General features: G+C 69.5%; 22 protein-coding genes. 16 read left to right on the forward strand and 6 right to left on the reverse strand.

Going from position 1 to position 22531, the window contains the following annotated elements:
• Positions 1 to 4: 4 nt before the first annotated feature.
• A complete protein-coding gene (gene tmk / locus DOS48_RS23100; RefSeq protein ID WP_127117962.1) occupies positions 5 to 598 on the reverse strand; it encodes a dTMP kinase in 594 nt (197 codons plus the stop codon).
• 136 nt (positions 599 to 734) lie between these two features.
• Here tmk and DOS48_RS23105 point away from each other — a divergent pair, with 136 nt between their 5' ends.
• The 7 genes from DOS48_RS23105 to DOS48_RS23135 all read left to right on the forward strand — a co-directional run bounded on the left by DOS48_RS23105 (position 735) and on the right by DOS48_RS23135 (position 8384).
• Entirely contained in the window at positions 735 to 2186 is a 1452-nt protein-coding gene (locus tag DOS48_RS23105) for a hemolysin family protein (protein WP_127117963.1), read from the forward strand.
• 79 nt (positions 2187 to 2265) lie between these two features.
• Entirely contained in the window at positions 2266 to 3135 is an 870-nt protein-coding gene (locus DOS48_RS23110) for a universal stress protein (protein ID WP_127117964.1), read from the forward strand.
• 107 nt (positions 3136 to 3242) lie between these two features.
• The gene (locus DOS48_RS23115; protein WP_127117965.1) at positions 3243 to 4139 is read left to right on the forward strand and encodes a complex I NDUFA9 subunit family protein; all 897 of its coding nucleotides are present in this window, start codon (positions 3243 to 3245) and stop codon (positions 4137 to 4139) included.
• A 157-nt stretch (positions 4140 to 4296) separates the two neighbouring features.
• Positions 4297 to 5475 carry a tubulin/FtsZ family protein gene (locus tag DOS48_RS23120; protein WP_193308906.1) on the forward strand — a complete coding sequence of 393 codons (1179 nt, stop codon included), beginning with the start codon at positions 4297 to 4299 and terminating at the stop codon, positions 5473 to 5475.
• Positions 5476 to 5488: 13 nt separating this feature from the next.
• Positions 5489 to 6154: a 2-phospho-L-lactate guanylyltransferase gene (cofC, locus tag DOS48_RS23125; protein WP_127117966.1), complete on the forward strand. Its 666-nt coding sequence runs from the start codon at positions 5489 to 5491 to the stop codon at positions 6152 to 6154.
• A gap of 67 nt (positions 6155 to 6221) precedes the next feature.
• On the forward strand, positions 6222 to 7394 hold the full coding sequence (gene cofG, locus DOS48_RS23130; RefSeq protein ID WP_127117967.1) for a 7,8-didemethyl-8-hydroxy-5-deazariboflavin synthase subunit CofG: 1173 nt from the start codon (positions 6222 to 6224) through the stop codon (positions 7392 to 7394).
• Between the two features lie 129 nt (positions 7395 to 7523).
• Positions 7524 to 8384 (forward strand): mechanosensitive ion channel family protein, encoded by an 861-nt coding sequence (locus tag DOS48_RS23135; protein WP_127117968.1) that lies wholly within the window; start codon positions 7524 to 7526, stop codon positions 8382 to 8384.
• 9 nt (positions 8385 to 8393) lie between these two features.
• Here DOS48_RS23135 and DOS48_RS23140 read toward each other — a convergent pair whose 3' ends face one another.
• Together DOS48_RS23140 and DOS48_RS23145 are read right to left on the reverse strand one after the other, a co-directional pair.
• Positions 8394 to 9872, reverse strand: coding sequence for an MATE family efflux transporter (locus DOS48_RS23140; RefSeq protein WP_127117969.1), 1479 nt, complete (start codon positions 9870 to 9872; stop codon positions 8394 to 8396).
• Between the two features lie 98 nt (positions 9873 to 9970).
• Positions 9971 to 10675, reverse strand: a complete 705-nt coding sequence (locus tag DOS48_RS23145) for an SDR family oxidoreductase (protein ID WP_127117970.1) — start codon at positions 10673 to 10675, stop codon at positions 9971 to 9973.
• Positions 10676 to 10800: 125 nt separating this feature from the next.
• Between DOS48_RS23145 and DOS48_RS23150 the strand changes: the two genes are divergently transcribed.
• The 5 genes from DOS48_RS23150 (at position 10801) to DOS48_RS23170 (ending at position 15221) form a co-directional block, all read left to right on the forward strand.
• Positions 10801 to 12300: an NAD(P)/FAD-dependent oxidoreductase gene (locus DOS48_RS23150; RefSeq protein WP_127117971.1), complete on the forward strand. Its 1500-nt coding sequence runs from the start codon at positions 10801 to 10803 to the stop codon at positions 12298 to 12300.
• A 44-nt stretch (positions 12301 to 12344) separates the two neighbouring features.
• Complete coding sequence (locus DOS48_RS23155; RefSeq protein WP_244629396.1) at positions 12345 to 13196, forward strand: prenyltransferase; 852 nt, start codon at positions 12345 to 12347, stop codon at positions 13194 to 13196.
• On the forward strand, positions 13193 to 14074 hold the full coding sequence (cruF, locus tag DOS48_RS23160; RefSeq protein WP_127117973.1) for a bisanhydrobacterioruberin hydratase: 882 nt from the start codon (positions 13193 to 13195) through the stop codon (positions 14072 to 14074). Before DOS48_RS23155 ends, cruF begins: the two co-directional genes overlap by 4 nt.
• A gap of 83 nt (positions 14075 to 14157) precedes the next feature.
• On the forward strand, positions 14158 to 14715 hold the full coding sequence (locus tag DOS48_RS23165; RefSeq protein WP_127117974.1) for a diadenylate cyclase: 558 nt from the start codon (positions 14158 to 14160) through the stop codon (positions 14713 to 14715).
• A 62-nt stretch (positions 14716 to 14777) separates the two neighbouring features.
• Complete coding sequence (locus DOS48_RS23170) at positions 14778 to 15221, forward strand: CBS domain-containing protein (protein ID WP_127117975.1); 444 nt, start codon at positions 14778 to 14780, stop codon at positions 15219 to 15221.
• A gap of 60 nt (positions 15222 to 15281) precedes the next feature.
• Here the strand turns inward: DOS48_RS23170 and DOS48_RS23175 are convergent, their stop codons facing one another.
• Positions 15282 to 17684, reverse strand: a complete 2403-nt coding sequence (locus tag DOS48_RS23175; RefSeq protein ID WP_127117976.1) for an amino acid permease — start codon at positions 17682 to 17684, stop codon at positions 15282 to 15284.
• A gap of 117 nt (positions 17685 to 17801) precedes the next feature.
• On the opposite strand from DOS48_RS23175, the gene DOS48_RS23180 reads away from it, so the two are divergent.
• The gene (locus DOS48_RS23180) at positions 17802 to 18350 is read left to right on the forward strand and encodes a metallophosphoesterase (RefSeq protein WP_127117977.1); all 549 of its coding nucleotides are present in this window, start codon (positions 17802 to 17804) and stop codon (positions 18348 to 18350) included.
• Between the two features lie 70 nt (positions 18351 to 18420).
• Here the strand turns inward: DOS48_RS23180 and DOS48_RS23185 are convergent, their stop codons facing one another.
• Both DOS48_RS23185 and DOS48_RS23190 read right to left on the reverse strand, forming a co-directional pair.
• The gene (locus DOS48_RS23185; RefSeq protein WP_127117978.1) at positions 18421 to 19953 is read right to left on the reverse strand and encodes an ATP-binding protein; all 1533 of its coding nucleotides are present in this window, start codon (positions 19951 to 19953) and stop codon (positions 18421 to 18423) included.
• A 2-nt stretch (positions 19954 to 19955) separates the two neighbouring features.
• Positions 19956 to 20717 carry a DUF5806 family protein gene (locus tag DOS48_RS23190; RefSeq protein ID WP_127117979.1) on the reverse strand — a complete coding sequence of 254 codons (762 nt, stop codon included), beginning with the start codon at positions 20715 to 20717 and terminating at the stop codon, positions 19956 to 19958.
• 95 nt (positions 20718 to 20812) lie between these two features.
• Here DOS48_RS23190 and DOS48_RS23195 point away from each other — a divergent pair, with 95 nt between their 5' ends.
• The 3 genes from DOS48_RS23195 to DOS48_RS23205 all read left to right on the forward strand — a co-directional run bounded on the left by DOS48_RS23195 (position 20813) and on the right by DOS48_RS23205 (position 22509).
• Complete coding sequence (locus DOS48_RS23195) at positions 20813 to 21181, forward strand: universal stress protein (protein ID WP_127117980.1); 369 nt, start codon at positions 20813 to 20815, stop codon at positions 21179 to 21181.
• On the forward strand, positions 21178 to 21774 hold the full coding sequence (locus DOS48_RS23200; protein WP_127117981.1) for a GNAT family N-acetyltransferase: 597 nt from the start codon (positions 21178 to 21180) through the stop codon (positions 21772 to 21774). The genes DOS48_RS23195 and DOS48_RS23200 overlap by 4 nt, the downstream gene beginning before the upstream one ends.
• Positions 21775 to 21885: 111 nt before the next feature.
• Positions 21886 to 22509 (forward strand): adenylate kinase, encoded by a 624-nt coding sequence (locus tag DOS48_RS23205; RefSeq protein ID WP_127117982.1) that lies wholly within the window; start codon positions 21886 to 21888, stop codon positions 22507 to 22509.
• The last annotated feature ends 22 nt before the right edge of the window (positions 22510 to 22531 follow it).

The raw sequence follows: 22531 nt of genomic DNA on the forward strand, positions 1-22531 counted from the left end.
ATCGCTACTCGGCCGTCAGGTCTGCGAGGACCGCCTCTACCTGGTCGAGCACCGCCTCCGGCGACCGCGAGGCGTCGACCCGAACGAACCGGTCCGGCTCGGCGTCGATCAGCCGCTCGTAGTTTCGCCGGACCGCGGCGAGGTAGCCGTCCTGTTCGAACTTGTTGGTGCGGCCCGCGCGCTCGGCGGCCTCCCGCGCGTCCAAGTCGAGGTAGATGGTCGCGTCCGGCGGCCGCGAGAACGCGGCGTGGATTCCCTTTATATACTCAAGCGGGCGGTCGAGGTCGACGTCGCTGGCCTCCAGCGTCGCCGCCTGATACGCGAATCGGGAGTCCGAGTACCGGTCCGAGATGACCAGCGCGTCCTCGGCGAGCGCGGGGGCGACGGTCCCCGAGAGGTGGTCCGCGTGGTCGGCCGTCAGTAAGAACAGCTCGGCCAGCGGGTCGGCGTCGTCGGCCGCGATGGAGCGGTCGACCGCTTCGCCGTACCAGCTGTCGGTCGGCTCGCGGGTGAACGTCGCGTCCGGATACACGTCGTGGAGCGCCTCCCAGACGGTGGTTTTCCCGCTGCCGTCGAGCCCCTCCAGCGTGATCAGCATGGTCGCGCTCCGGCGCGGCGAGAAATAAACCGCCCGGCTTGCGACGGAGACCTTTTTTAACGGCGCCGGGAGAACCGGCCGGCATGGTCACCAACGTGGACCGCACCCGTCGCGCTCGAACGCCCCGGAGGCGCCGATGGTAGCCGTCGCGCTCTCCGTCTCGCGGGTGGTCGCGGCGCTCGTGTTGGTCGTGTTGAACGGCTTCTTCGTCGCCTCCGAGTTCGCGTTCGTCCGCGTCCGCTCGACCTCGGTCGACCAGCTGGTCGCCGACGGGCGTCCGGGAGCGAACGCCTTGGCGGACGTGATGGGGAGTCTCGACGACTACCTCGCGGCGACGCAACTCGGGATCACGATCGCTTCGCTCGGGCTCGGGTGGATCGGCGAACCGGCGGTCGCGGCGCTGATCGAGCCGGTGTTGGGATCGCTGCTGCCGGCGAACATCGTCCACCTCGTCGCGTTCGCGATCGGGTTCAGCGTCATCACGTTCCTCCACGTCGTCTTCGGGGAGCTCGCGCCGAAGACCATCGCCATCGCGCAGGCCGAGCGCGTCGCGATGCTTCTCGCGCCCCCGATGAAGCTCGCCTACTACCTCTTTGCCCCCGGAATCGTCGTGTTCAACGGGACGGCGAACCTGTTTACGCGCGCCATCGGCGTGCCGCCGGCCTCCGAGACCGACGAGACGATGGAAGAGCGGGAGATCCGTCGCGTGCTCGCGCGCTCCGGAGAAGCGGGGCACGTCGACGACGAGGAGGTGGAGATGGTCAACGCCGTCTTCGAACTCGACGACACCGTGGTCCGGGAGGCGATGGTCCCCCGGCCTGACGTGGCGAGCATCCCCGCCGACGCCGACCTCGACGCGATCCGCGCCACCGTCCTCGAAGCCGGGCACACCCGGTACCCGGTGGTGGCGGCCGACGACGCGGACCGCGTGGTCGGCTTCGTCGATACCAAGGACGTGCTCCGCGCCGGCGAGGCGGGCGAGGCGTCGACGACGGCGGCCGACCTCGCTCGCGACCTCGTGATCGTCCCGGAGACCACGTCGCTGAGCGACCTGCTCGTGCAGTTCCGGGACGAACGCCGGCAGATGGCCGCGGTCGTCGACGAGTGGGGCGCCTTCGAGGGCATCGCCACGGTCGAGGACGCGGTCGAGACGCTCGTCGGCGACCTCCGCGACGAGTTCGACCCGGAGAGCGGCGACCACGCGGTCCGGAAGAGCGGTGCCGGGGCCTACGAGGCCGACGGCTCGGTGTCGCTGTCCGCCGTCAACGACGCGCTCGGAACCGAGTTCGACGGCGACGGCTTCGAGACGCTCGGCGGCCTCGTCCTCGACCGGCTCGGGCGGAGTCCGGAGGTCGGCGATTCGGTCACCGCGGGCGACTACGCCTTCGCGGTCACGGCCGCAGACGGCGCGCGGATCTCGACCGTTCGGATCGAAGAGACCGGCGACGAGACCACAGGCGACGGGAGTAAAAGCGGCGACGAGGCGAGCCACAGCGGGGCGGGCGACGACGAACGCGGAGACGGGGACGACGAGCGCGACGAGGGCGACGAGCGCGACGAGGGCGACGAGCGCGGAGACGGCGCCTGACGCCGGGGCTGTCGACCGAGACGGTCGACGCGTCCGCCCGCCGCGGACCTTTTTATCTGTACGCCGCGACCGTGGGGGTATGTTCAACCGAATCCTGTTTCCGACCGACGGCAGCGAAGGGGCGGACGCCGCGTTCGGGCACGTTCTGGACGTGGCGGCCGACACCGGCGCGACCGTCCACATCCTCAACGTCGCCGACACGACCCACGACAGCGTCACGCGGATCGGCGGCGACGTCATCGACGTGCTCGAACGGCAGGGGGAGACGTTCGTCGAGGCGGCCGCGGAGCGCGCCGCGGACCGCGGCGTCGAGACGGAGACGGCGGTCGAGCAGGGTGGCGTCGCCGAGACCATCATCGCGTACGCGACGGACCGCGACGCCGACCTCATCGCCATGCCGACGCGCGGGCGGACGGGGCTCGACCGGCTCCTCCTCGGCAGCACCACCGAGCGCGTCGTCCGCCGGTCGCCCGTGCCGGTGCTCAGCATCGGTCCCGACGACGTGCCGGCCGACTACCCCTACCGGAACATCCTCGCGCCGACCGACGGGAGCGACCGCGCCGGCGCCGCCTTCGACCGGGCGCTGGAGATCGCCCGACACGACGGCGCGACGGTACACGCCCTCGCCGTCGTCGACGTCGGAATCATCGGCGCCGACGGGTACGCCGGCGTGGACGCCCTGATATCGGGGGCCGAACAGACGGTCGCAGACGCGGCGGCGACCGCGGAGGCGGCGGGCGTCGAGGCCGTCGAGGCCGTCGAGGTCGGCGCCGCCGCGGCCCACGGGATCCACAGTTACGTCGCGGACCACGACGTCGACCTCGTCGTCATGGGGACGCGGGGGCGGACCGGCGTGGAGCGGTACCTCCTCGGGAGCGTCGCCGAACACACCGTGCGTACCGCCCCGGTGCCGGTGTTGACGGTGCCGGACGCAGGCGACGAGGCGTGACTCGGGCCGAGATGTGACGCACCCGCCGGCCGCCGGGCGTCCGCGCTCGCCGCGGGCGCGTCTGACATCGCGGTAGGTTTACGGGCGTTCCGCTCGATCGGCTGTGCATGAAATTGTTGGTAGCCGGCGGAACCGGATTCATCGGGTCGTACCTCTGTCGCGCGCTGGCCGACGAGGGACACGAGGTGACGGCGCTCTCGCGCTCTCCGGGCGACACGCCGGAGGGCGTCGCCGCCGCGACGGGCGACGTCAGCGACTACGAATCGGTCGTCGGGGCGGTCGAGGGGCAGGATGCGGTCGTGAACCTGGTCGCGCTCTCGCCGCTGTTCGAGCCCAAGGGGGGCAACGTCATGCACGACCGGGTCCACCGGAAGGGCACCCAGAACCTCGTTCGAGCGGCCGAGGAGGGCGGTGCGACGCGGTTCGTCCAACTGAGCGCGCTCGGGGCCGACCCGGACGGCGACACCGCGTACATCCGTGCGAAGGGGCAGGCGGAGACGATCGTCCGCGACAGCGACCTCGACTGGACGATCTTCCGCCCCTCGGTCGTCTTCGGCGAGGGCGGCGAGTTCGTCTCCTTCACCAAGCGGCTCAAGGGGATGTTCGCGCCGGGCGTCCCGCTGTACCCGCTTCCCGGCGGCGGCAAGACGCGGTTCCAGCCGATCCACGTCGAGGACCTCGTCCCGATGTTGGCCGACGCCGTCGACACCGACGACCACGTGGGCGAGACGTACGAGATCGGCGGCCCGGAGGTCCTGACGCTCCGGCAGGTGACCGACCTCGTGTACGAGGCCGAGAAGAAGGGCATCACGATCGTGCCGCTTCCGATGCCGCTCGCCCGAATCGGCCTCGGCGTCCTCGGCGCCGTTCCGGGGTTCCCGATGGGGTCCGACCAGTACCGTTCGTTACAGTTCGATAACACGACGGCCGACAACGACGTGGCCGCCTTCGGCGTGGATCCGGCGGATCTGACGACACTCGGCGGCCACCTCGGGGTGCGATGAGGCGACCGACCGCCGGACGCGACGGCGATTCGGTGACTGCGGGCCGTTCCGCGGCGCCGTTCGCGCCGACACACACCGTATCAATGGTGGTAACGCCAACCGAAGGTTTAAATATACGATCACGCTCTGTTCATTTCAAAGGCGGAGGGAGCACACGATGAAACTTGCAATGATCGGATTCGGACAGGCGGGGGGAAAAGTCGTCGACAAGTTCCTGGAGTACGACAAGCGAACGGGATCGGAGATCGTTCGTGCGGCCGCGGCCGTCAACACGGCCAAGGCCGATCTCATGGGACTCGAACACATCGCCGAGGACCAGCGCGTACTCATCGGTCAGTCGCGCGTCAAGGGCCACGGTGTCGGCGCGGACAACGAGCTCGGCGCGGAGATCGCCGAGGAGGACATCGACGAGGTACAGGGAGCGATCGACTCGATCCCGGTCCACGAGGTCGACGCGTTCCTCGTCGTCGCCGGGCTCGGCGGCGGGACCGGCTCCGGCGGCGCGCCGGTGCTGGCGAAACACCTCAAGCGGATCTACACCGAGCCGGTGTACGGCCTCGGCATCCTGCCGGGCAGCGACGAGGGCGGTATTTATACCCTCAACGCGGCCCGGTCGTTCCAGACGTTCGTCCGCGAGGTGGACAACCTGATGGTGTTCGACAACGACGCCTGGCGGAAGACGGGCGAGTCCGTCCAGGGCGGCTACGCCGAGATCAACGAGGAGATCGTCCGGCGGTTCGGAATCTTATTCGGCGCGGGCGAGATCCAGCAGGGCCAGGAGGTCGCAGAGAGCGTCGTCGACTCCTCGGAGATCATCAACACGCTCTCCGGCGGCGGCGTCTCCACCGTGGGCTACGCCGAGGAGGAAGTCGAGGAGCGCACCTCGGGCGGGCTGCTCTCGCGGCTCCGCAACGACGAGGGCGGCGACGAACTCGACAGCGCACACACCACGAACCGCATCACCAGCCTCGTCCGGAAGGCGGCGCTGGGGCGGCTCACGCTGCCCTGTGAGATCGAGGGCGCGGAGCGCGCGCTGCTCGTGCTCGCCGGCCCGCCGGAGTACCTCAACCGGAAAGGTATCGAGCGCGGGCGGAAGTGGCTCGAAGAGCAGACCGGTTCGATGGAGGTCCGCGGCGGGGACTACCCCTACCGCGGCGCCGGCTTCGTCGCGACCGTCATCCTGCTCGCGGGCGTCACGAACGTCCCGCGGATCAAGGAGCTCCAGCAGGTCGCCATCGAGGCGCAGGACAACTTAGACGAGATCCGCGAGGAGAGCGACGAGAACCTCGACGAACTCGTCAGCGACGACAGCGACGAGCTGGAATCCCTGTTCTAACGCGCCCCTCCTGATGGAGGTTCTCGTTCCGTTCTCGACCGACCACCCGAAGTCGCGACTCTCCGCGGTTCTCGACGCCGAGGAGCGCGACCGGTTCGCGCGGGCGATGCTCCGAGACGTCCTCGACGCGGTCGACGCCGCCGGCGGCGACCCGCGCGTCCTCGCGACGGGCCCGCTCGACGAGGACGTGGGCTGTCGCGTGACCGTCGACGACCGACCGCTCACGGCGGCGGTCAACGCGGCGCTGGACGCGCGGCTCGGCGGGGGCGACCGCGAGGGCGACGCGGAGCGCGTCGCGGTGGTGATGGCCGACCTCGCGCTCGCGACCCCCGAGCGGCTCCGCGACCTGTTCGACGCGGGCCGCGAGGCCGACCTCGCGCTGGCGCCCGGCCGCGGCGGCGGGACGAACGCGTTCGTCGCCGGCGATCCGCGCTTTTCGGTCGACTACCACGGCGCCTCCTACCTCGACCATCGCGAGATCGCCGCGAGCGCGGGGCTCTCGGTCGCGGTCGTCGACTCGTATCGCCTCGCGACCGACGTGGACGAACCGGGCGACCTCGCGGAGGTGCTGATTCACGCGGCTGCCGACGCCGACGCGGGGAGGGCGGCGGAGTGGCTCGCCGACGCCGGCTTCGCGCTCGACACGGCGGACGGCCGGGTCGGCGTGAGACGGGAGTAGGCGACGCGGAGCCGCGCCCGGATCCGCGACCGCGATCCTTTTTGAGTCCGGGCGGCGAGAACCGAACGTGTTCGCGGCCGCCGAAGCGTACGGAATCGACATCGAGCCCGACCCGGCGCGCGTCGAGCGACTGCTCTCCGTCACCCCGGACGACGTCGAGCCGGCCGATCGGCTCACCTTCGCGCGGAACGTCTTCATCCCGCTGACGACCGCCTGCCGGTACACCTGCACGTACTGCACGTACTACGACGTGCCCGGCGAGGCGTCGCTGCTCGCGCCCGAGGAGGTACGCCAGCGCTGTCGGGTCGGCGCCGACGCCGGCTGTACGGAGGCGCTTTTCACCTTCGGCGACGAGCCGGACGACCGCTACACCGCGGTCCACGACCAGCTCGACGAGTGGGGGTTCGACTCGATCCACGACTACCTCTACCGGGCCTGTGAGATCGCCTTAGAGGAGGGGCTGCTTCCCCACTCGAACCCCGGCGACCTCACCGAGGCGCAGTTCGCGACCCTCCGCGAGGTGAACGCCTCGATGGGCGTCATGCTGGAGACGACCGCAGAGGTCGACGCGCACAGCGGCGGGCGGCGGAAGACCCCCGGCCAGCGGCTCAACACGATCCGCGCCGCAGGCCGACAGGGGGTGCCATTTACCACCGGCATCCTGGTCGGTATCGGCGAAGACTGGCGCGACCGGGCCGAGAGCCTGCTCGCGATCCGCGCGCTACACGAGCGGTACGACCACGTCCAGGAGGTGATCGTCCAGAACGTCGTTCCGAACGAACGGTCGGATTTCGCGAAGCCGAGCGTCGAGACGATGCGTCGCGTGGTCGCGATGGCCAGGGCCGCGCTCCCGGCTGCAGTGTCGGTGCAGGTCCCGCCGAACCTCTCGCCCGCGGCAGAACTCGTCGACTGCGGCATCGACGACCTGGGCGGCGTCTCGCCGGTGACGGACGACTACATCAACCCCGACTACGCGTGGCCCGACCTCGACGGACTCCGCGAGGTCGCCGACGCCGGCGGGATGGCGCTGCGCGAGCGACTCCCCACCTACGTCCGGTACCTCCCCGACGAGTTCAGGCCGGCCGGCGTCGAGGCGCACGCGACGCCGAGCGACCGCGACGCGTGGGTGCCGGCGGCGGTCCGCGACCGGATGCGCGCGGACGACCCGCACGGTCGACGACTCAGGGCGGTCGCGCGCGGTGACGGACCGCTCTCTCCTCGGCCGTCGCACGGCGATTGAGTCGAGGGGCCGCGACGTGCGGACCGGCGACTGACCGCGGTGCCGCGACGAGCGGACGCGGCGCCGGACCGCGGGTAAACAACTGCGCTGCCAGTACTTTCTTTAAGTACACTCCGAAATGGGGTGACGATGCTACCGCTACAGTTCGGACTGACGGGGATTGCAGCGACGGCGTTCGGGTTCCTGATAACGGCGTTGCTGTTCGTCGTCGGCTTCGCCGCGACCCTGGTGATCGGGAAGGCGGTCTTCGTGCCCGGCGTGGACCGAGCCATCGCGTCGCGGGGGTTAGACGAGGCGGTCCGGAGCCTGACGAAGAGCGTGGCCAACGCGGTCGTGTGGGTCGCCGCGGTCGCGATCGGGTTCACGATCGCGGGGTACGGCGCGTTCCTCTCGGCGTTTGCCGTCTTCGGCGGCGCCATCGCGCTCGCGGTCGGCTTCGCGGCACAGGACCTGCTCGGGAACTTCGTCGCCGGCGTCTTCATCTTAAAAGACAAGCCGTTCGAGGTCGGCGACTGGATCGAGTGGGACGGGAACAGCGGGCGCGTCGAGGACATCGACCTGCGCGTCTCGCGGGTCCGCACCTTCGACAACGAGCGGATCACGGTGCCGAACGGCGACCTCGCGAACAACGCCGTCACCAACCCGGTCGCGTACGACACGCTGCGCCAGAAGTTCGTCTTCGGGATCGGGTACGACGACGACATCGAGCAGGCGACCGACATCATCGTCGAGAAGGCGGCGGCCCACGAGGAGATCCTCGACGACCCCGCCCCCTCCGTCCGCGTCGTCGAACTGGGCGACTCTGCCGTCGGCCTCCAGTCGCGCTGGTGGATCGACGAGCCCGGTCGCGGCGACTTCGTTCGCGTTCGCTCCGAGTACGTCACCGCGGTGAAGGAGGCGTTCGACGAGGCCGGCATCGACATGCCGTACGTCCACCGGCAGCTCACCGGCAGCGTCGAGGTCCTCGAATCAGTCGCAGACGACGAGTAAGGCGGTCGGTCACTTCGCCGACGCGTCGTCGGGGGCGTCGGCGCCCTCCGGACGGTACTGCCGGCTGACCGCCTGCCAGCGGTTCGATCGGAAGCGCCGCAGGTTGATCCCCGCCGGCACCAGCTTCTCCGCGATCACCGCCACGTACAGCCCGCCGACGCCCAGCGGCGTCGCCAGCCCGACCAGCGCGGCGGGAAGCGCGACGACGTAGAGGCCGACCATGGAGGCGAGGAACGGCCACCGCGTGTCGCCGGCGCCGCGCAGCGATCCGGTGACGGAGCCGTCGACGCCGAGCGGTATCGCGGAGACGGCGGCGACGACGACGAACGTCGCGGTCGCGGCCACGGCGGCGGGGTCGTCGACGAACACGCCCGCTATCGGGCCCGCGGCGAGGAGGACCACCGCGGAGGCGACGACGTAGACGAGCGCCGACAGCCGGATCACGTCGCGCCCGTACTCGGTCGCGAGCGACTCCTCGCCCGCGCCGAGCCGCTGGCCGACGAGGGTGCTCGCGGCGATGGAAAAGCCCCAACTGAAACTGCCGAGTAACCCCCGGACGCGCCGTCCCACTTCGAGGGCCGCGACGGTCGCGTCGCCGAACGAGGAGGCGATCCAGAGGAGCGGGAAGACGGCCACGCCCTCGGCCACTCGGCGGCCGATAAGCGGAGCGGAGACCCGGAGGAGCTGCCGGACGAGCTCCCCGTCGATCCACGGCCCCCCGCGACCGATCGGAACCGGCGAGGCGCCGCGCCCGAAGTACGACCGGCCGGTCATCCCCCACGAGAGCGCGAGGCCGACGGCGACGATGGAGGCGGCGGTGCCGAGCCCCGCGCCCAACACCCCGAGACCGACCCCGAGGACGAGCCAGACCGTGAGCACGACATTTAAAAGCGCTCCGCCGGCCCGCAGCACCATCGGCGTGACCGTGTCGCCGACGCCGGCGTAGGTGCGACTCGCGATCATGTTGAAAAACTCGAAGGCGAGCGCCGGCGCGGTGACGGCGAGATAGACGCTGCCGGCCCGGAGCGCGGTCCCCTCGCCGCCGACGAGCGCGATCAGCGGCTCGGCGAACGCGACGAACGCGACGATGAGCGGCGCCACGAGCGCGACGGCGACGAGCAGCGACGCCTTGACGACGAGCGCGGCGCGGTCGCTCTCGCCGCCGCCGTAGTTCTGCGAGACGAGCGACACCGTGCCGCCCGCGAGCCCGATAGAGACGAACTTCGCGAGCTGCCAGTAGGCGAACGCGAAGGCTAACCCGGCGACGGACGGCGCGCCGAGTGCGACGCCGACGACGGCCAGATCCACCGTGTTCTTCGACATGATGGCGAAGCCGGTGACGATCCGGGGCCACGCCAAATCGAGGGTCTCGCGCAGCCGTCCCCGGTCGATGACGCCGGCGCGGGAGAGCGCGTCCGCGGTCGCGCCGCCGAGGCGGGAGAGCGCGCCGCGGAGCCGGACCGCCGCCGCCCGGAGTCGTGAACGCATTACCGTCGGTAAGAGCTACAGCCGCTTGGGTCTGTTCACCGCCGCGTCGACCGCGCCCCTGAGGCCGGTCGCGTCAGTTCAAAAGTAGAACGGCCTCCTCACCGCGTCGCCGACTTCCACTCCCGGAGGCCGAGCCGTTCGCCGTTTACCTCCTCGGCGGGCACGTCGGTCGCCGCCCAGACGAAGAGCGGCGCGACGCTCTCGGGGTCGCGGGCGCGTTCTTTTCCCGTGAGGTCGGTCGCGACGAGGCCGGGATCGACGACGCCGACCGTCACCGAGAGGTCGGCCGCGAACCCGCGCGCGACCGCCTCGGCGGCCGCCTTCGAGACGGCGTACGCGCCCATTCCCGGCCGGGATTCGTGGGCGATCCCGCCGGAGGGGACGATCACTCGCGCGTCCTCGGCGAGGTGCGGCACCGCCTCGGTTATCGTCGCGAAGACGCCGCGGGCGTTGGTTCGCATCGTATCGTCGTAGTCGGCGTAGCTCGTCTCGTCGACCGGGCGCTCGCCGGGGGCGCCGTGGAAGACCGCCGCGTTCGCGAACACCGCGTCTATCGGGCCGCCCTCGCGAGCGACCCGTTCGAAGAAGCGCTCTAAGTCGAACTCGTCGCGCACGTCGACGCGGGCTCCCCACGCGGTCCCGGCACCGTCCGCCGCGCGCTCGTTCAACGCCGCGACCGTTCGGTCGACCGCGTCGCCGTCGCGTCCGGAGACGGCGACGAACGCCCCCTCGTCGACGAACGCCTCGGCGATCGCCCGCCCGATCCCGCTCGTTGCGCCGGTGATCGCGACCGTGAGATCCATGTAGATATCCGGTACGGCCGTCGCCGACTTAGGCGTACCCACTCGGGGGCGATCCGGGCCGCCGTTGCCGCAATTCCGCGGGCGTCTGGCCGGTATTTATACCGCTGCCGCCCGTACGGCGATCCATGGACGTGGCCCCCAATATCGACGCCGCGGCCGGCGAATCCGTCATCGTGATCGGCGGCGGATTCGGCGGTCTCTCGACCGCGTGCTACCTCGCCGACGCCGGCGCGGACGTCACCCTCTTAGAGAAGAACGAACAGCTCGGCGGGCGCGCGAGCCGGCTGGAAGCCGACGGGTTCCGATTCGACATGGGGCCGTCGTGGTACCTGATGCCGGACGTGTTCGAGCGCTTCTTCGGACACTTCGGTCGCGAGCAGTCGGAGTTTTACGAACTGGAGCGGCTCGACCCGCACTATCGGGTGTTCTGGAAGGACGGCGACAAGGTCGACGTGCTGCCCGATCGCGAGGCGAACAAGGCGCTCTTCGAGGAGTACGAGCCCGGCGCGGGCGAGGCGTTCGAGGAGTACCTCGAAGAGTCCGAGCGCACCTACGAGATCGGGATGGAACACTTCGTGTACGAGGACCGCCCGCGGCTCCGCGACTACGTCGACACCGACGTGCTCCGCTACTCGTGGGGGCTCTCGCTTTTGGGCAAGATGCAGGGGCACGTGGAGAGCTACTTCGATCACCCGAAGCTCCAACAGCTGATGCAGTACACGCTGGTGTTCCTCGGCGGGTCGCCGTACAACACCCCGGCGCTGTACAACCTGATGAGCCACGTCGACTACAACATGGGCGTCTACTACCCCGAGGGCGGGATCGGCGCCGTCGTCGACGGCATCGTCGAACTCGGCGCCGACCTCGGCGTGGAGTACGTCACCGACGCCGAGGTGACGGGGATCGAAGGCCGCCGCGGGGCGTTCGCGGTCGACACCGCAGACGGCGAGCGGTACCTCTCCGACCTGGTCGTCTCGGACGCCGATTACGCCCACACCGAGCAGGAACTCCTCCCGAAACACAAACGCCAGTACAGCGACGAGTACTGGGAGTCGCGGACGTACGCCCCCTCGGCGTTCCTCCTGTACCTCGGCGTCGAGGGCGACGTGCCGAACCTCGAACACCACACGCTGGTGTTGCCGACCGGCTGGGACGACCACTTCGAGCAGATCTTCGACGACCCCGCCTGGCCCGACGACCCGGCCTACTACCTCTGTGTCCCCTCGAAGACCGACGACACGGTCGCGCCGGAGGGACACAGCAACCTGTTCGCCTTGGTCCCCATCGCCCCCGGACTGGAGGACACGCCCGAACTGCGCGCAGAGTACCGTGACCTCGTCTTAGACGACATCGCCGAGAACACCGGCACGGAGCTGCACGACCGCGTCGTCTTCGAAGAGACGTTCTGCGTCGACGACTTCGCCGACCGCTACAACAGCTACCAAGGAAGCGCGCTCGGCTTAGCACACACGCTCCGGCAGACCTCGCTGCTCCGGCCTCCGCACCGCTCGGAGACGGTCGACGGGCTCTACTTCACCGGGTCGACAACGACCCCCGGCATCGGCGTCCCGATGTGTCTCATCAGCGGACAGCTGACCGCGGAGTCGGTGACCAACGCCACGTGATCGGAGCCGTGAGCGACACCGCGACCCCCACCGACCGACGCTCGATGTCCGAGCTGTTCCGGTACCTGCTGGTGTTGTCGCGACCGCGGTTCTGGCTCTACCTCGCCGGCCCCGTCGCCGTCGGCGTCACCTACGGCATCTCCGACGTGAGCGGGCTGTTCACGCCGATGACGGTCGGGCTCGCGGGGTACTTCCTGGTGCCGGCGAACGTCTTTTTATACGGCGTCAACGACGCCTTCGACGCCGACATCGACGAGTTAAATCCGAAAAAGGAGGGCCGCGAAGCGCGCTGGCAGGGGAGTCGCCCCGTCGCGCTCGCCGTGGCTTTCGCCTTCGCGCTCGGGCTCGTCGCGTTCGCCGCCACGCCGCCCGTCGCGTGGCCGTACCTCGCCGGCTTTCTCCTGCTCGGCGCCGCCTACAGCACGCCGCCGGTCCGGTTTAAAACGACCCCGTTCCTCGACTCCGTCTCGAACGGGCTCTACATCCTCCCCGGCGCGGCCGCGTACGCCGCCGTGACCGGGTCGCACCCGCCGGTCGCGGCGCTCGCGGGCGCGTGGCTCTGGGCGATGGGGATGCACACGTTCTCGGCCATCCCCGACATCGAGCCGGACCGCGCCGCCGGGATCCGGACGACGGCGACCGTGTTGGGCGAGGGGCGGACGTTCGCGTACTGTATCGCCTGCTGGGTCGCCGCCGCCGCCGCCTTCGCCGCGGTCGACGTGCGACTCGGGGCGCTCCTCTCGGTGTACCCGATTTTCGCGGCGTGGGTCGCCCGGTCGTCGATCGCGGTCGACCGCGCGTACTGGTGGTTCCCGGCGCTGAACACCGCCGTGGGCACCCTGTTGGCGATGGGTGGCCTGTGGCGCGTCTACCCGCTCTCGGAGGCGCTCGCGTGAGCGACCCCGGCGGCTCCGCCCCGACCTCGGGCGGCCTCGACGCGCTCCGCGCCCGGCTCCCCGACACGCGCGGGGAGGCGGAGCGACTGCTCGACCGGACCGTCCGCGAGAACCGCTTTACCATCGCGGTGCTCTTCCCGCTCGTCGGCGCGCTCGCGCTCGTCGGCAGCGCAGAGGGGTGGGTCCCCGACCCGTTCGCGTTTAACCCGTGGTTCGTCCTGTTCGGCGTGTTGGTGATGCGCTCCCCGCTCGTCGTCGGGGTGTTGCCGGCGATAGACCGGCGCGCTCTCGGCTGGATCGGCGTCCTCATCGCCTACACCTACGCCATCGAATTGCTCGGCGTCGCCACCGGCTGGCCGTACGGCTCCTTCGAGTACACCGTCAGCCTCGGGCCGATGCTCGGCGGGGTGCCGGTCGCGCTCCCCGTCTTCTTCATCCCGCTCGTGGTGAACGCCTACCTGCTCTGTCTGCTGCTGCTCGGCTCGCGGGCGGCGAACGGCTGGCTGCGGCTCGCGACCGTGATCGCCGCGGTGGTCGCGATGGACGTGGTCTTAGATCCCGGCGCGGTCGCGCTCGGGTTCTGGAGCTTCGGCGGCGGCGCCTTCTTCGGCGTCCCGCTCTCGAACTACGCGGGCTGGGTGTTGTCCGCGACGGTCGCGGTGGTGACGCTCGACCGCGCGTTCTCGCTGGACGCGCTCGGCGACCGGCTGCGCAACTGCGAGTTCATGCTCGACGACATGGTGAGCTTCGTGATCCTCTGGGGCGGGATCAACCTCTGGTACGGGAATCTCATCCCCGCCGCCGTCGCCGTCGCGTTCGGCGTGGGGCTGGTCCGCGCGGACCGGTTCGACGCCAGCCTGTTCGCTCAGTGGCGGTGATCCGGCACCCCTTATATGCGCCCCGCCCGTCGTGAACGTATGCGCAGTCCCGACAACGCCGGTCGCCGAACGGAGGGGGTCGAATGAGCGACCTCGCGGTCGAGTACGGCAGCCACGAACGCGTCCGAGAGGTCATCGACCGGCTGACCTACTGTGCCGAACACGTCAGCCTCTCGTTCGGCGAGTGGGAGGAACCGCACGTCAAGGGGCCGGGACTCTACTTCGCGGTGGTCGCCGACCGCGACTACGGCGCCTACGCCGACCCGATGGGCGACAACACGTGGCCGCGAACGCGGTGCTCGACGACGTTCGCCGAAGACGGGTTCATCGAGGCCGCGGAGTCCGTGAGCCGCAAGCAGGACGGCGGCGTCGTCGTCGCGGTCGACGGCGAAATCGAGGCGCAGATGGTCCGGTTCCGTGATCTGGGGACTCGCCGCGACGAGACGGAGCTAGTCGACGACGTGGGCTACGAACCGTGGATGGGGTCGCGACACATGAGCGCCATCGAGACCTCGGTCCGCCCGGAGGTCGTCGCGACGGTGACGCTGAGCGAGGAGACGGGGCGAGTGAGCGTGTTCCGCGACGGCGACGCCGACTCGATGACGCGCGACGAGCTCGGCGGCCCGTGGCGCGCCGAGTGAGGGCCGCGAGCGCGTCCGGCCCGACCCTCGGTGTCAAGTAGGCGCTCCGAGTAGGGCGTGGTATGCTCGTAGAGGAGGTGATGACGACGGATCTGGTCACCTGCGACGCCGGTGCGTCGGTCAGGGACGCGAGCGAGCGGATGCTCAGGAACCGCGTCGGCAGCGTGGTCGTCACGAACGAGGGGTCGCCGGCCGGCATCGCCACCGAGTCCGACGTGTTGTACGCCGGGTACGTCACCGACGACCCGCTCTCACAGATCCCGCTTCGAAAGGCGATGAGCAGCCCGCTCGTCACCGTGCAACCGACGAAGACGCTCCGGGTCGCCACGGACCGGATGCGCACGGAGGAGGTCAAAAAGCTCGTCGTCGTCGACGGCATGACGCCGGTCGGTATCCTCACGACGGGCGACATCGTCAACAACTACTCCGCGATCAGGCGCGAAGTGCGCGACCTAGCGGCCGAGGCGGACGGCTGGTTGAGCCGGAACCGCAGCATCGACGAGTGAGTCGTCGGGGTCGAGGATAGTTCGCCGGGGTCGAATATAGTTCGCCGGCGGCGCGACGCCTTACTCGCCCGTCTCCGACTCCGCGGCCTGCGTCGGGCTACGCTGGATTCCACGGAGGTACCGGTACACCGGGTAGACGTACTCCTCGATGGGGCCTTGGACCCCGCGCGGACTGGAGTACACCAACACCGGAAGCCCGCTCCCGCGGGCGAGTTGGATCACGTTGTCGGGGGTGCTCCCGAAGACGCGCCGGCGGAGCCGACGCGTTCGGGTGGCGCCGATGAGGAGGAGCCCCCCGTTCTCGCTCGCCTGTTCGACCAGGCCGTCGGCGATGGTCTGGGCCGTGATGTTCTGTATCTGCACCGTCGACGCGTCGGGGAGGCCGGAGACGGTCGCTTCCGTGTTCTCCGGGCGCCCCTCGCCGCCCTCGGGCGTGATGTTGATCACGTTTATCTCCGCGCCCCGCTCGCCCATCCGGTTGATAATCGAGAGGAGGTCCATGTGGTGTGGACCGCCGCCCGCGCCGACGTTGACCACGTCGAGCGCGTCGGGGTCGACCACGCCGCTGGCGAACAGCACGCCGCACGGCGACTTGTACTCGACGTGTTCGGCGACCTCGGTGTGTTCCTCGGGGTAGCCCATCAACACGAGGTCGGACTCCTCGTTTCGCGCCGTCTGGACGATGTCGAAGCCGACGTCGCGACAGGTGTGGCCCTCAACGGCGTACGACACGTCGAGGTCCTCGGCGGCGAGCAGCTCTTGAATCCGCGTGACGCGACCGCGAGTGACCTCCTCGACCGCCTCGTAGGGGGTCTGTTCCGGGATCTGCGTGACCGTCATCACGTCGACGAACGGCTCGCCCTCCTGGAACCGCCCGATCGACGCTGCCAGTCGGACGTATCTGACGGCGCGCTCCGGGCGCGCCACCGGAACGAGGATGCGGAACGAGTCGTCTCCGGGCGTCTCCGAGGCCGTCGCGTCGGTTGCCGCCTCGTCCGTCAGGTTGGCGCCGGCTCCCGCGGCGGTCTCGGTCGAGGGCGTGGACGGGACGACCTCCTCGTACAGCTCGTCCATGTCGGGCTCGCCGCCCCAGATCAGGTAGACCGCGAGCACGCCGACGATGAGGACGCTGCCGACGAGGACGCCCTTCGGCGGGAGGTTAGTGATGAGTCCGACGTTCGCGATCACGCCGACGATCGGGACCAGGGGGACGCCCGGCACGCTGAAGCCGCGCTCGATGTCGGGGAACCGGCGCCGCGAGTAGATGAGCGCGATGTTCACCACGGAGAGCGGCAGGAGGAGGTTCAGCGTGGCGAAGCCGGTGAGCGTCGTCAGTCCGAGCTCCGTGAGCGTGAGCTGTCCGACGGCCGGCAGCGTGACGGTGAGGTCGAACGGGATCAGCCCCCCCTCGGCCGGGAAGAGCCCGATGAACACGACGATGAGCGCGACGATGACCCCCGTGGCGGACATCACGCTCCAGAACGGCGTCCCGTACTGCCGGTGAATCCGCGAGAACGGCCGCGGCGCCTGCCCCTGCCGGCCCATCAGCGACCCGATCCCGCTCGCCGCGAGGATGCTCGCGTTCGACGCGCTCACCATGCTGAAGATCGCTCCCGCGACGATGAGCGACCGCCCCGCGGGGCCGAGGAACCCGGCGGCGACGCGACCCATCGCGGTCTCGCCCTCCTGTGCGATCACCTCGGCCGGGACCGGTGAGTTGACCATCGACACGATGACGAGCGCGTAGAGGACCGTGACCGTGAGGATGCTCGCGCCGATTGCGAGCGGAACCGTCCGGCGGGGTTCGATGATCTCGCCGGCGCTCGCCGCGATGGCGGAGAACCCGAAGAAGGTGATGAACGCGAGCGCCGCGATCGAGACGATCCCCACCGGGTCGGTCGTGAAGCCGGCGGCGAAGGTGTCTGCGGCGACCGCCGGGCCTCGGAACGCGACCGCGCCGCCGACGAACGCTAAGAGGACGGCCACCTTCGCGCCCGTGACGAACAGTTGGAAGGTGCCGCTCTCTTCGGTCCCTCTGGCGTTGAGCGCGCCGAGCAACAGGGCCGCGAGGACGCCGGAGGTCCCGTGCGGGAGGAAGTGCAGCGATTCTGGGAGGATGAATCGAATGACCCACTCGTCCATCGTCGCGAGGTAGAAGGCGGTGGTTCCGGTGTAGCCCAAAAACAGCATGGCGCCGACGACGTAGATCAGGGTGTCGTGTTCGAAGGTGCGCGAGGAGAACAGATAGCCGCCGCCGTTCTCGGAGTAGATCGACGCGAACTCCGAGTACGACGCCGCGGTCAGGCCGGCGACGATCGCCGCGAGGACGAAGGCGATGACGGCGCTGCTCCCGATCTCGGCGACGGCGGTGCCCGAAAGCGAGAAGATCCCCGCCGCGATCATCGTCCCGAGCCCGATCGCGTAGGCGATTTTGAAATCGAGCGTCCGGGTGTGCTCTACCATTGGCGCAAGATCTGAAACCACCCTACCAAAAACTATTGATTCGTCACTCGGGCGGCGTCTATACTATTGAATCCGTATCGGCGGGGGATTTATTCGCGTCCCCCGTGAGGCTGTGACATGCGCGTTGGTCTCGTCTCAGACACTCACGACGACCTCGCCGCCGTCGAGGCGGCCGTAGCGGCCTTCGAACGCGAGCGCGTCGACGTCGTCGTCCACTGCGGCGACTTCGTCGCGCCCTTTTCCGTGACTCCGTTCGAGATGGACGGAGTCGACTTCTACGCCGCGCGCGGCAACAACGACGGGGAGTGGGCGGTACAGTCGACCGTCGAGTCGTTCGGGACGTACCTCGGCGAGGCCGGGACCCTCTCGCTCGGCGGCGAGGGAGCGCGCGGCGAGCAGGGCGCCGTCGACATCGCCGTCACCCACGGAACGAGCGGCGTCGTCGTCGACGCGCTCGTCGACTGCGGCGACTACGACTACGTGGTTCACGGGCACACCCACGCGCACGGCGTCGAGGAGCGCGACGGGACGGTCCGGATAAACCCCGGCGGCCTCCCGATTCCGGTCGAGGGCGCCGACGAGACGTTCAGGGTCGCGACGCTCGACGTCGACGCGGACGGCGCGTCCGGCGCCGAGGCGGTGACGCATCACGCGCTCGATTTATAACTGATCGCGGCGTCGGTTTATAGCGAATCGCGGCGTCGGGTCGCTGTTTATAAACGGCACCGCCCGAGGCTCACTCGTCCGCGGCGACGTCGACGCCTCGGAACTCGAAGCGCGCGCCGCCCGCGTCGCCGTCGCCGAGGGTGAGCGTCCAGCCGTGGGCGTCGGCCACCTCCGAGACGATTTTGAGGCCGAACCCCGTCCCCTCCGGGTCGGTCGAGATGCCGGCGTCGAACACCTCGTCGCGGCGGTCGGCGGGAATTCCCGGTCCGTCGTCGACGACGTAGAACCCCTCGCCGTCGGCGAGGGCGCCGACCTCGACGCGGACGGAGTCCCCGGCGTGAGCGACGGCGTTCGCGAACAGGTTCTCGAGCGCCTGTCGGAGCCGGCTCCGGTCGGCCTGCAGGCCGAGGTCGTCCGCGACGACCATCGCTGCGTCACCGGCGTCGACGGCCTCCCACGACTCCGTCGCCACGGCGGCCAGCGACACGGCCTCGGTCTCGTCGATGGCGGCGCCCTGTCTCGCGAGCGCCAGCATGTCTTCGACGAGCGCCTCCATCCGGGACAGCGCGCGGGCCAGCGCGTCGACTTCGGCGGCGTCGCCGTCCTCGCCTCGAAGTTTCTCGCGGAGCAGGTCGAGGTTCCCCGCGGCGACGTTGAGCGGGCTCCGGAGGTCGTGTGAGACGAGGCTCGCGAACTCCTCTAAGCGGTCGCGCTCGCGGAGAATCTCGCGTTCGCGGACGCGAAGTTGGCGTTCGCGTTCGATCCGGACGAACACCATCGTGACGGTGGCGGCCCACAGGCGAGCGACGGCGAGGTCGGTCTCGTCGAACGCGTCTCGTTCCGTCGCGCCGATGTCGAGCAGTCCGTACCGGCCGAGCGGGAGGATCAGCTCGCTCAGGATCGGCGAGTCCGGGTTGTGACGGTCCGTCTCGGCGTGCGTGTCGGCGACGTACACCGCGTCGCCGGACTCGAACGTCGCCCACGAGATGCTGGGGTCGTGGGGACCGAAGGTCGGGTGATCGCCCACGATCTCCTCAGCGGTGTCGGTCCACACCGCCGGAGCGAGGACGTCGCGGTCGTCGTCGTACAGCCAGATCGCCGCGATCGAATGGCCGAGCACCTCCTCTACGTACTCGACCGCCGCCTCCGCGGCGAACTCCCGGTCGGTCGTCTTCAGCAGTTCCTGGGTCGCCTCGTGAAGCGCCTCCAGCGTCTGTGTCCGGCGGTGCAGTTCGGCCTCTTGCGCGCGCTTCTCTCTGACGTCGACGATGGTGACGACGAGGTAGCGCTCGCCGCCCTGCTCGAACGGCCCAAGGCTGATCGTGACGGGGACTTCGGTCCCGTCCGCGCGTGACGCGTGCAGATCCAGGCTCGCGGCCATCGAGCGCGGCTGTGGGTCGCGGATGTATTGGTGTAGCTCCGCCCCGGCCGTGCCGTCGTCGGGGTCGTACAACAGCGACTCCAGGGACATTCCCTCCACCGCGTCCGGCGCGTATCCGAGGTTCGCCTCGATCCGGCTGTTGCCGGCGCGGACGACGCCCTCGCTGTCGACGATGACGACCGCGTCCGGGATGCCTTCGAGCGCCTCCGGGAATCGCTCCATCACTACTCCTCGCTCGACTCGTGGACGTGCCCGCACTCGGGACACCGGACCTCTTCGCCCCGGAGGTCCGCGGAGGAGGCGCGCACCTCGCGCATCACCTCGCTGATTCGGTCTTCCGCTTCGAGCTCGTCGGCGACCGCGAGGTCGACGCCCTCGACCTCCAAGAGGAACTTCGCGACCTCGGTCACCTCGTACATCATCTCGTCTAAGTCTTCGGCGGTGAAAAAGCCCGACATCGCCCCGTAGAGGAACGTCGCGCCCGCTTTCGTCACTTTCTCTTCGAAGGAGTACCGCGCCTGATTGACCGCCTGCGGGGTGTAGGTGTCCGTCATGAACGGGACCAGTTCGGGGAGGTTCTCGCCGATCTTCGTCATCTCGACGCCCGTCTCGGTCCGGAAGTCGGCGCAGAGTCGCGCTATCGCCCACTCGCGGGCCGTGATGTACGTCCGGTCGCGGAGGAACTCGTTGACGCGCTCGTAGCGAGCGCCGTCCATCTTCTTGAACCGCTCGTACTTGCGGACCTCTGGCGGCACGTCGTCTCCCGCCGGGGCGCTGTCCTCGTCGTTCGTGTCGCTGGCGCCGTCCTCGGCCTCGTCGTCGTTCGTGTCGCTGCGCTGGGCCTCGTCGCTGACGCGCCCGCTCGCCGTCTCGTCGACCGCCTGCTGGGGCTGATCGCTCGTCTGCGAGGCCTCCGGCGCGGAACCGCCGCGCTCGCCGGAGGGCTCCGATCCCCGCTCCGATTCGGGATCGGTTGAATCGTTCATACGCTGTATGGGTTTCTCCCCGGATAAAAGGGTTGTCGGTGGCTGCCACCGTCATCGGAGATCCATTTTTTGTACCACCGTGCGGACGTGGAGATATGAAGGTGCTTTGCGGAATCGGTGGCAGCGAGGACTCGTTCCGTGCGTTAGATCAGACCGTCGAACGCGCCGCGGTCGCGGACGACGATCTCACGGTCGCCGTCGTCGAGAATCCGGACTCGTCGGTCGACCCGAACGAGATCGTCACGCGGGCGGAGTCGACGGTCGCCGACGCGGGACTCGACGCGGAGGTCCGACAGGTCGAAGGCGATCCGGGGAGCCGGCTGGTTGAGATCGCCGAGTCCGAAGGGTTCGATCAGATCGTCCTCGGCGGCGGACACACGAGCCCGATGGGGAAGATCACGATCGGGTCGATCGCCGAGTTCGTACTGCTCAACGCAAAAACGTCCGTGACGCTGGTCAGATGAGCGACCGAGGATACCCCGCCGAGGTGGCCGACGAGTTCCCCGCGCCGCCGACGGAGTTCACCGACGGGGAGGACCGGACCGTCGAGGTCCGGCCGTACGACGGGACCGACGAGGAGTACGAGTCGCTCGTCGAGATGTACGACGACTTCGACCCGGCCGACCGCGCACAGGGGATCCCGCCGGGCGGCGAGGCGCGGATCCGCGAGTGGTTAGACGCGATCCTCGGCGACGACTGTCTCAACGTGATCGCGTGGTGCGGCGGCGAGGTCGCCGGGCACGCCACCCTCGTCCCCGACGAAGACGCGAACGAACTCGCGATCTTCGTCCACCAGACGTACCAGCGGGCCGGCATCGGGACCCACCTGATCCGCGGGCTCCTCGGGTACGGACAGACGGAGGGCGTCCGGAAGGTGTGGCTCACCGTCGAGCGGTGGAACCGCGCCGCTGTCTCGCTGTACAAGAAGATCGGCTTCGAGACCTCCAACGCGGAGAGCTTCGAACTGGAGATGGGGCTCCGGCTGAATCCGGACGGCGGCGCGGGCAACGCCGAGTCGGACGAGGACGCAGACGAACCCGAAACGGACGACGCGTAGCACCGACCGCCCGGCCGCGGCGACCGCAGTCGGCACCGCCGATCGGGGGGAGTCGGCGTAGGGTTGGCCGGGATCTTTAACCCTTTACGTGCGGCGGGCGAGCGCTCGGTTATGAGCCATCGGATTCTACTGCTGGGAGCGCCGGGAGCCGGAAAGGGGACACAGAGCAAGCGACTCGCCGACGAGTACGGCGTCGAGCACGTGACGACGGGCGACGCGCTCCGCGCGAACAAGGATATGGAGACGGAGTACGGGACGCCGCGGTCGTTCATGGAGGCGGGCGACCTCGTTCCGGACCCGGTCGTCAACGAGATCGTCGAGGCCGCCCTCGCGGACGCCGACGGGTTCGTGCTCGACGGGTATCCGCGCAACCTCGAACAGGCGGAGTTCCTCTCCGAGATCACCGACCTCGACGCCGTGGTGTTCCTCGATGTCGACGACGAGGTGCTCGTCGACCGACTCACCGGCCGCCGCGTCTGCGACGAGTGCGGCGCGAACTACCACGTCGACTTCCAGCCGCCCGCGGAAGCGGGCGTCTGCGACGAGTGCGGCGGCGAACTGATCCAGCGCGAGGACGACACCGAGGAGACGGCGCGCGAGCGCCTCCAAGTGTTCTACGAAAACACCGAGCCCGTGATCGAACACTTCCGCGACGAGGGCGACCTCGTCGAGGTCGACGGCGAGGCGACGCCGGACGACGTCTTCGCGCGTATCGGCGACGTCTTAGACGAGTGAGCCGCGACGACCTAGACGGGTA

It is taken from the genome of Halorubrum sp. PV6 (genome assembly GCF_003990725.2).
Taxonomy (GTDB): Archaea; Halobacteriota; Halobacteria; order Halobacteriales; family Haloferacaceae; genus Halorubrum.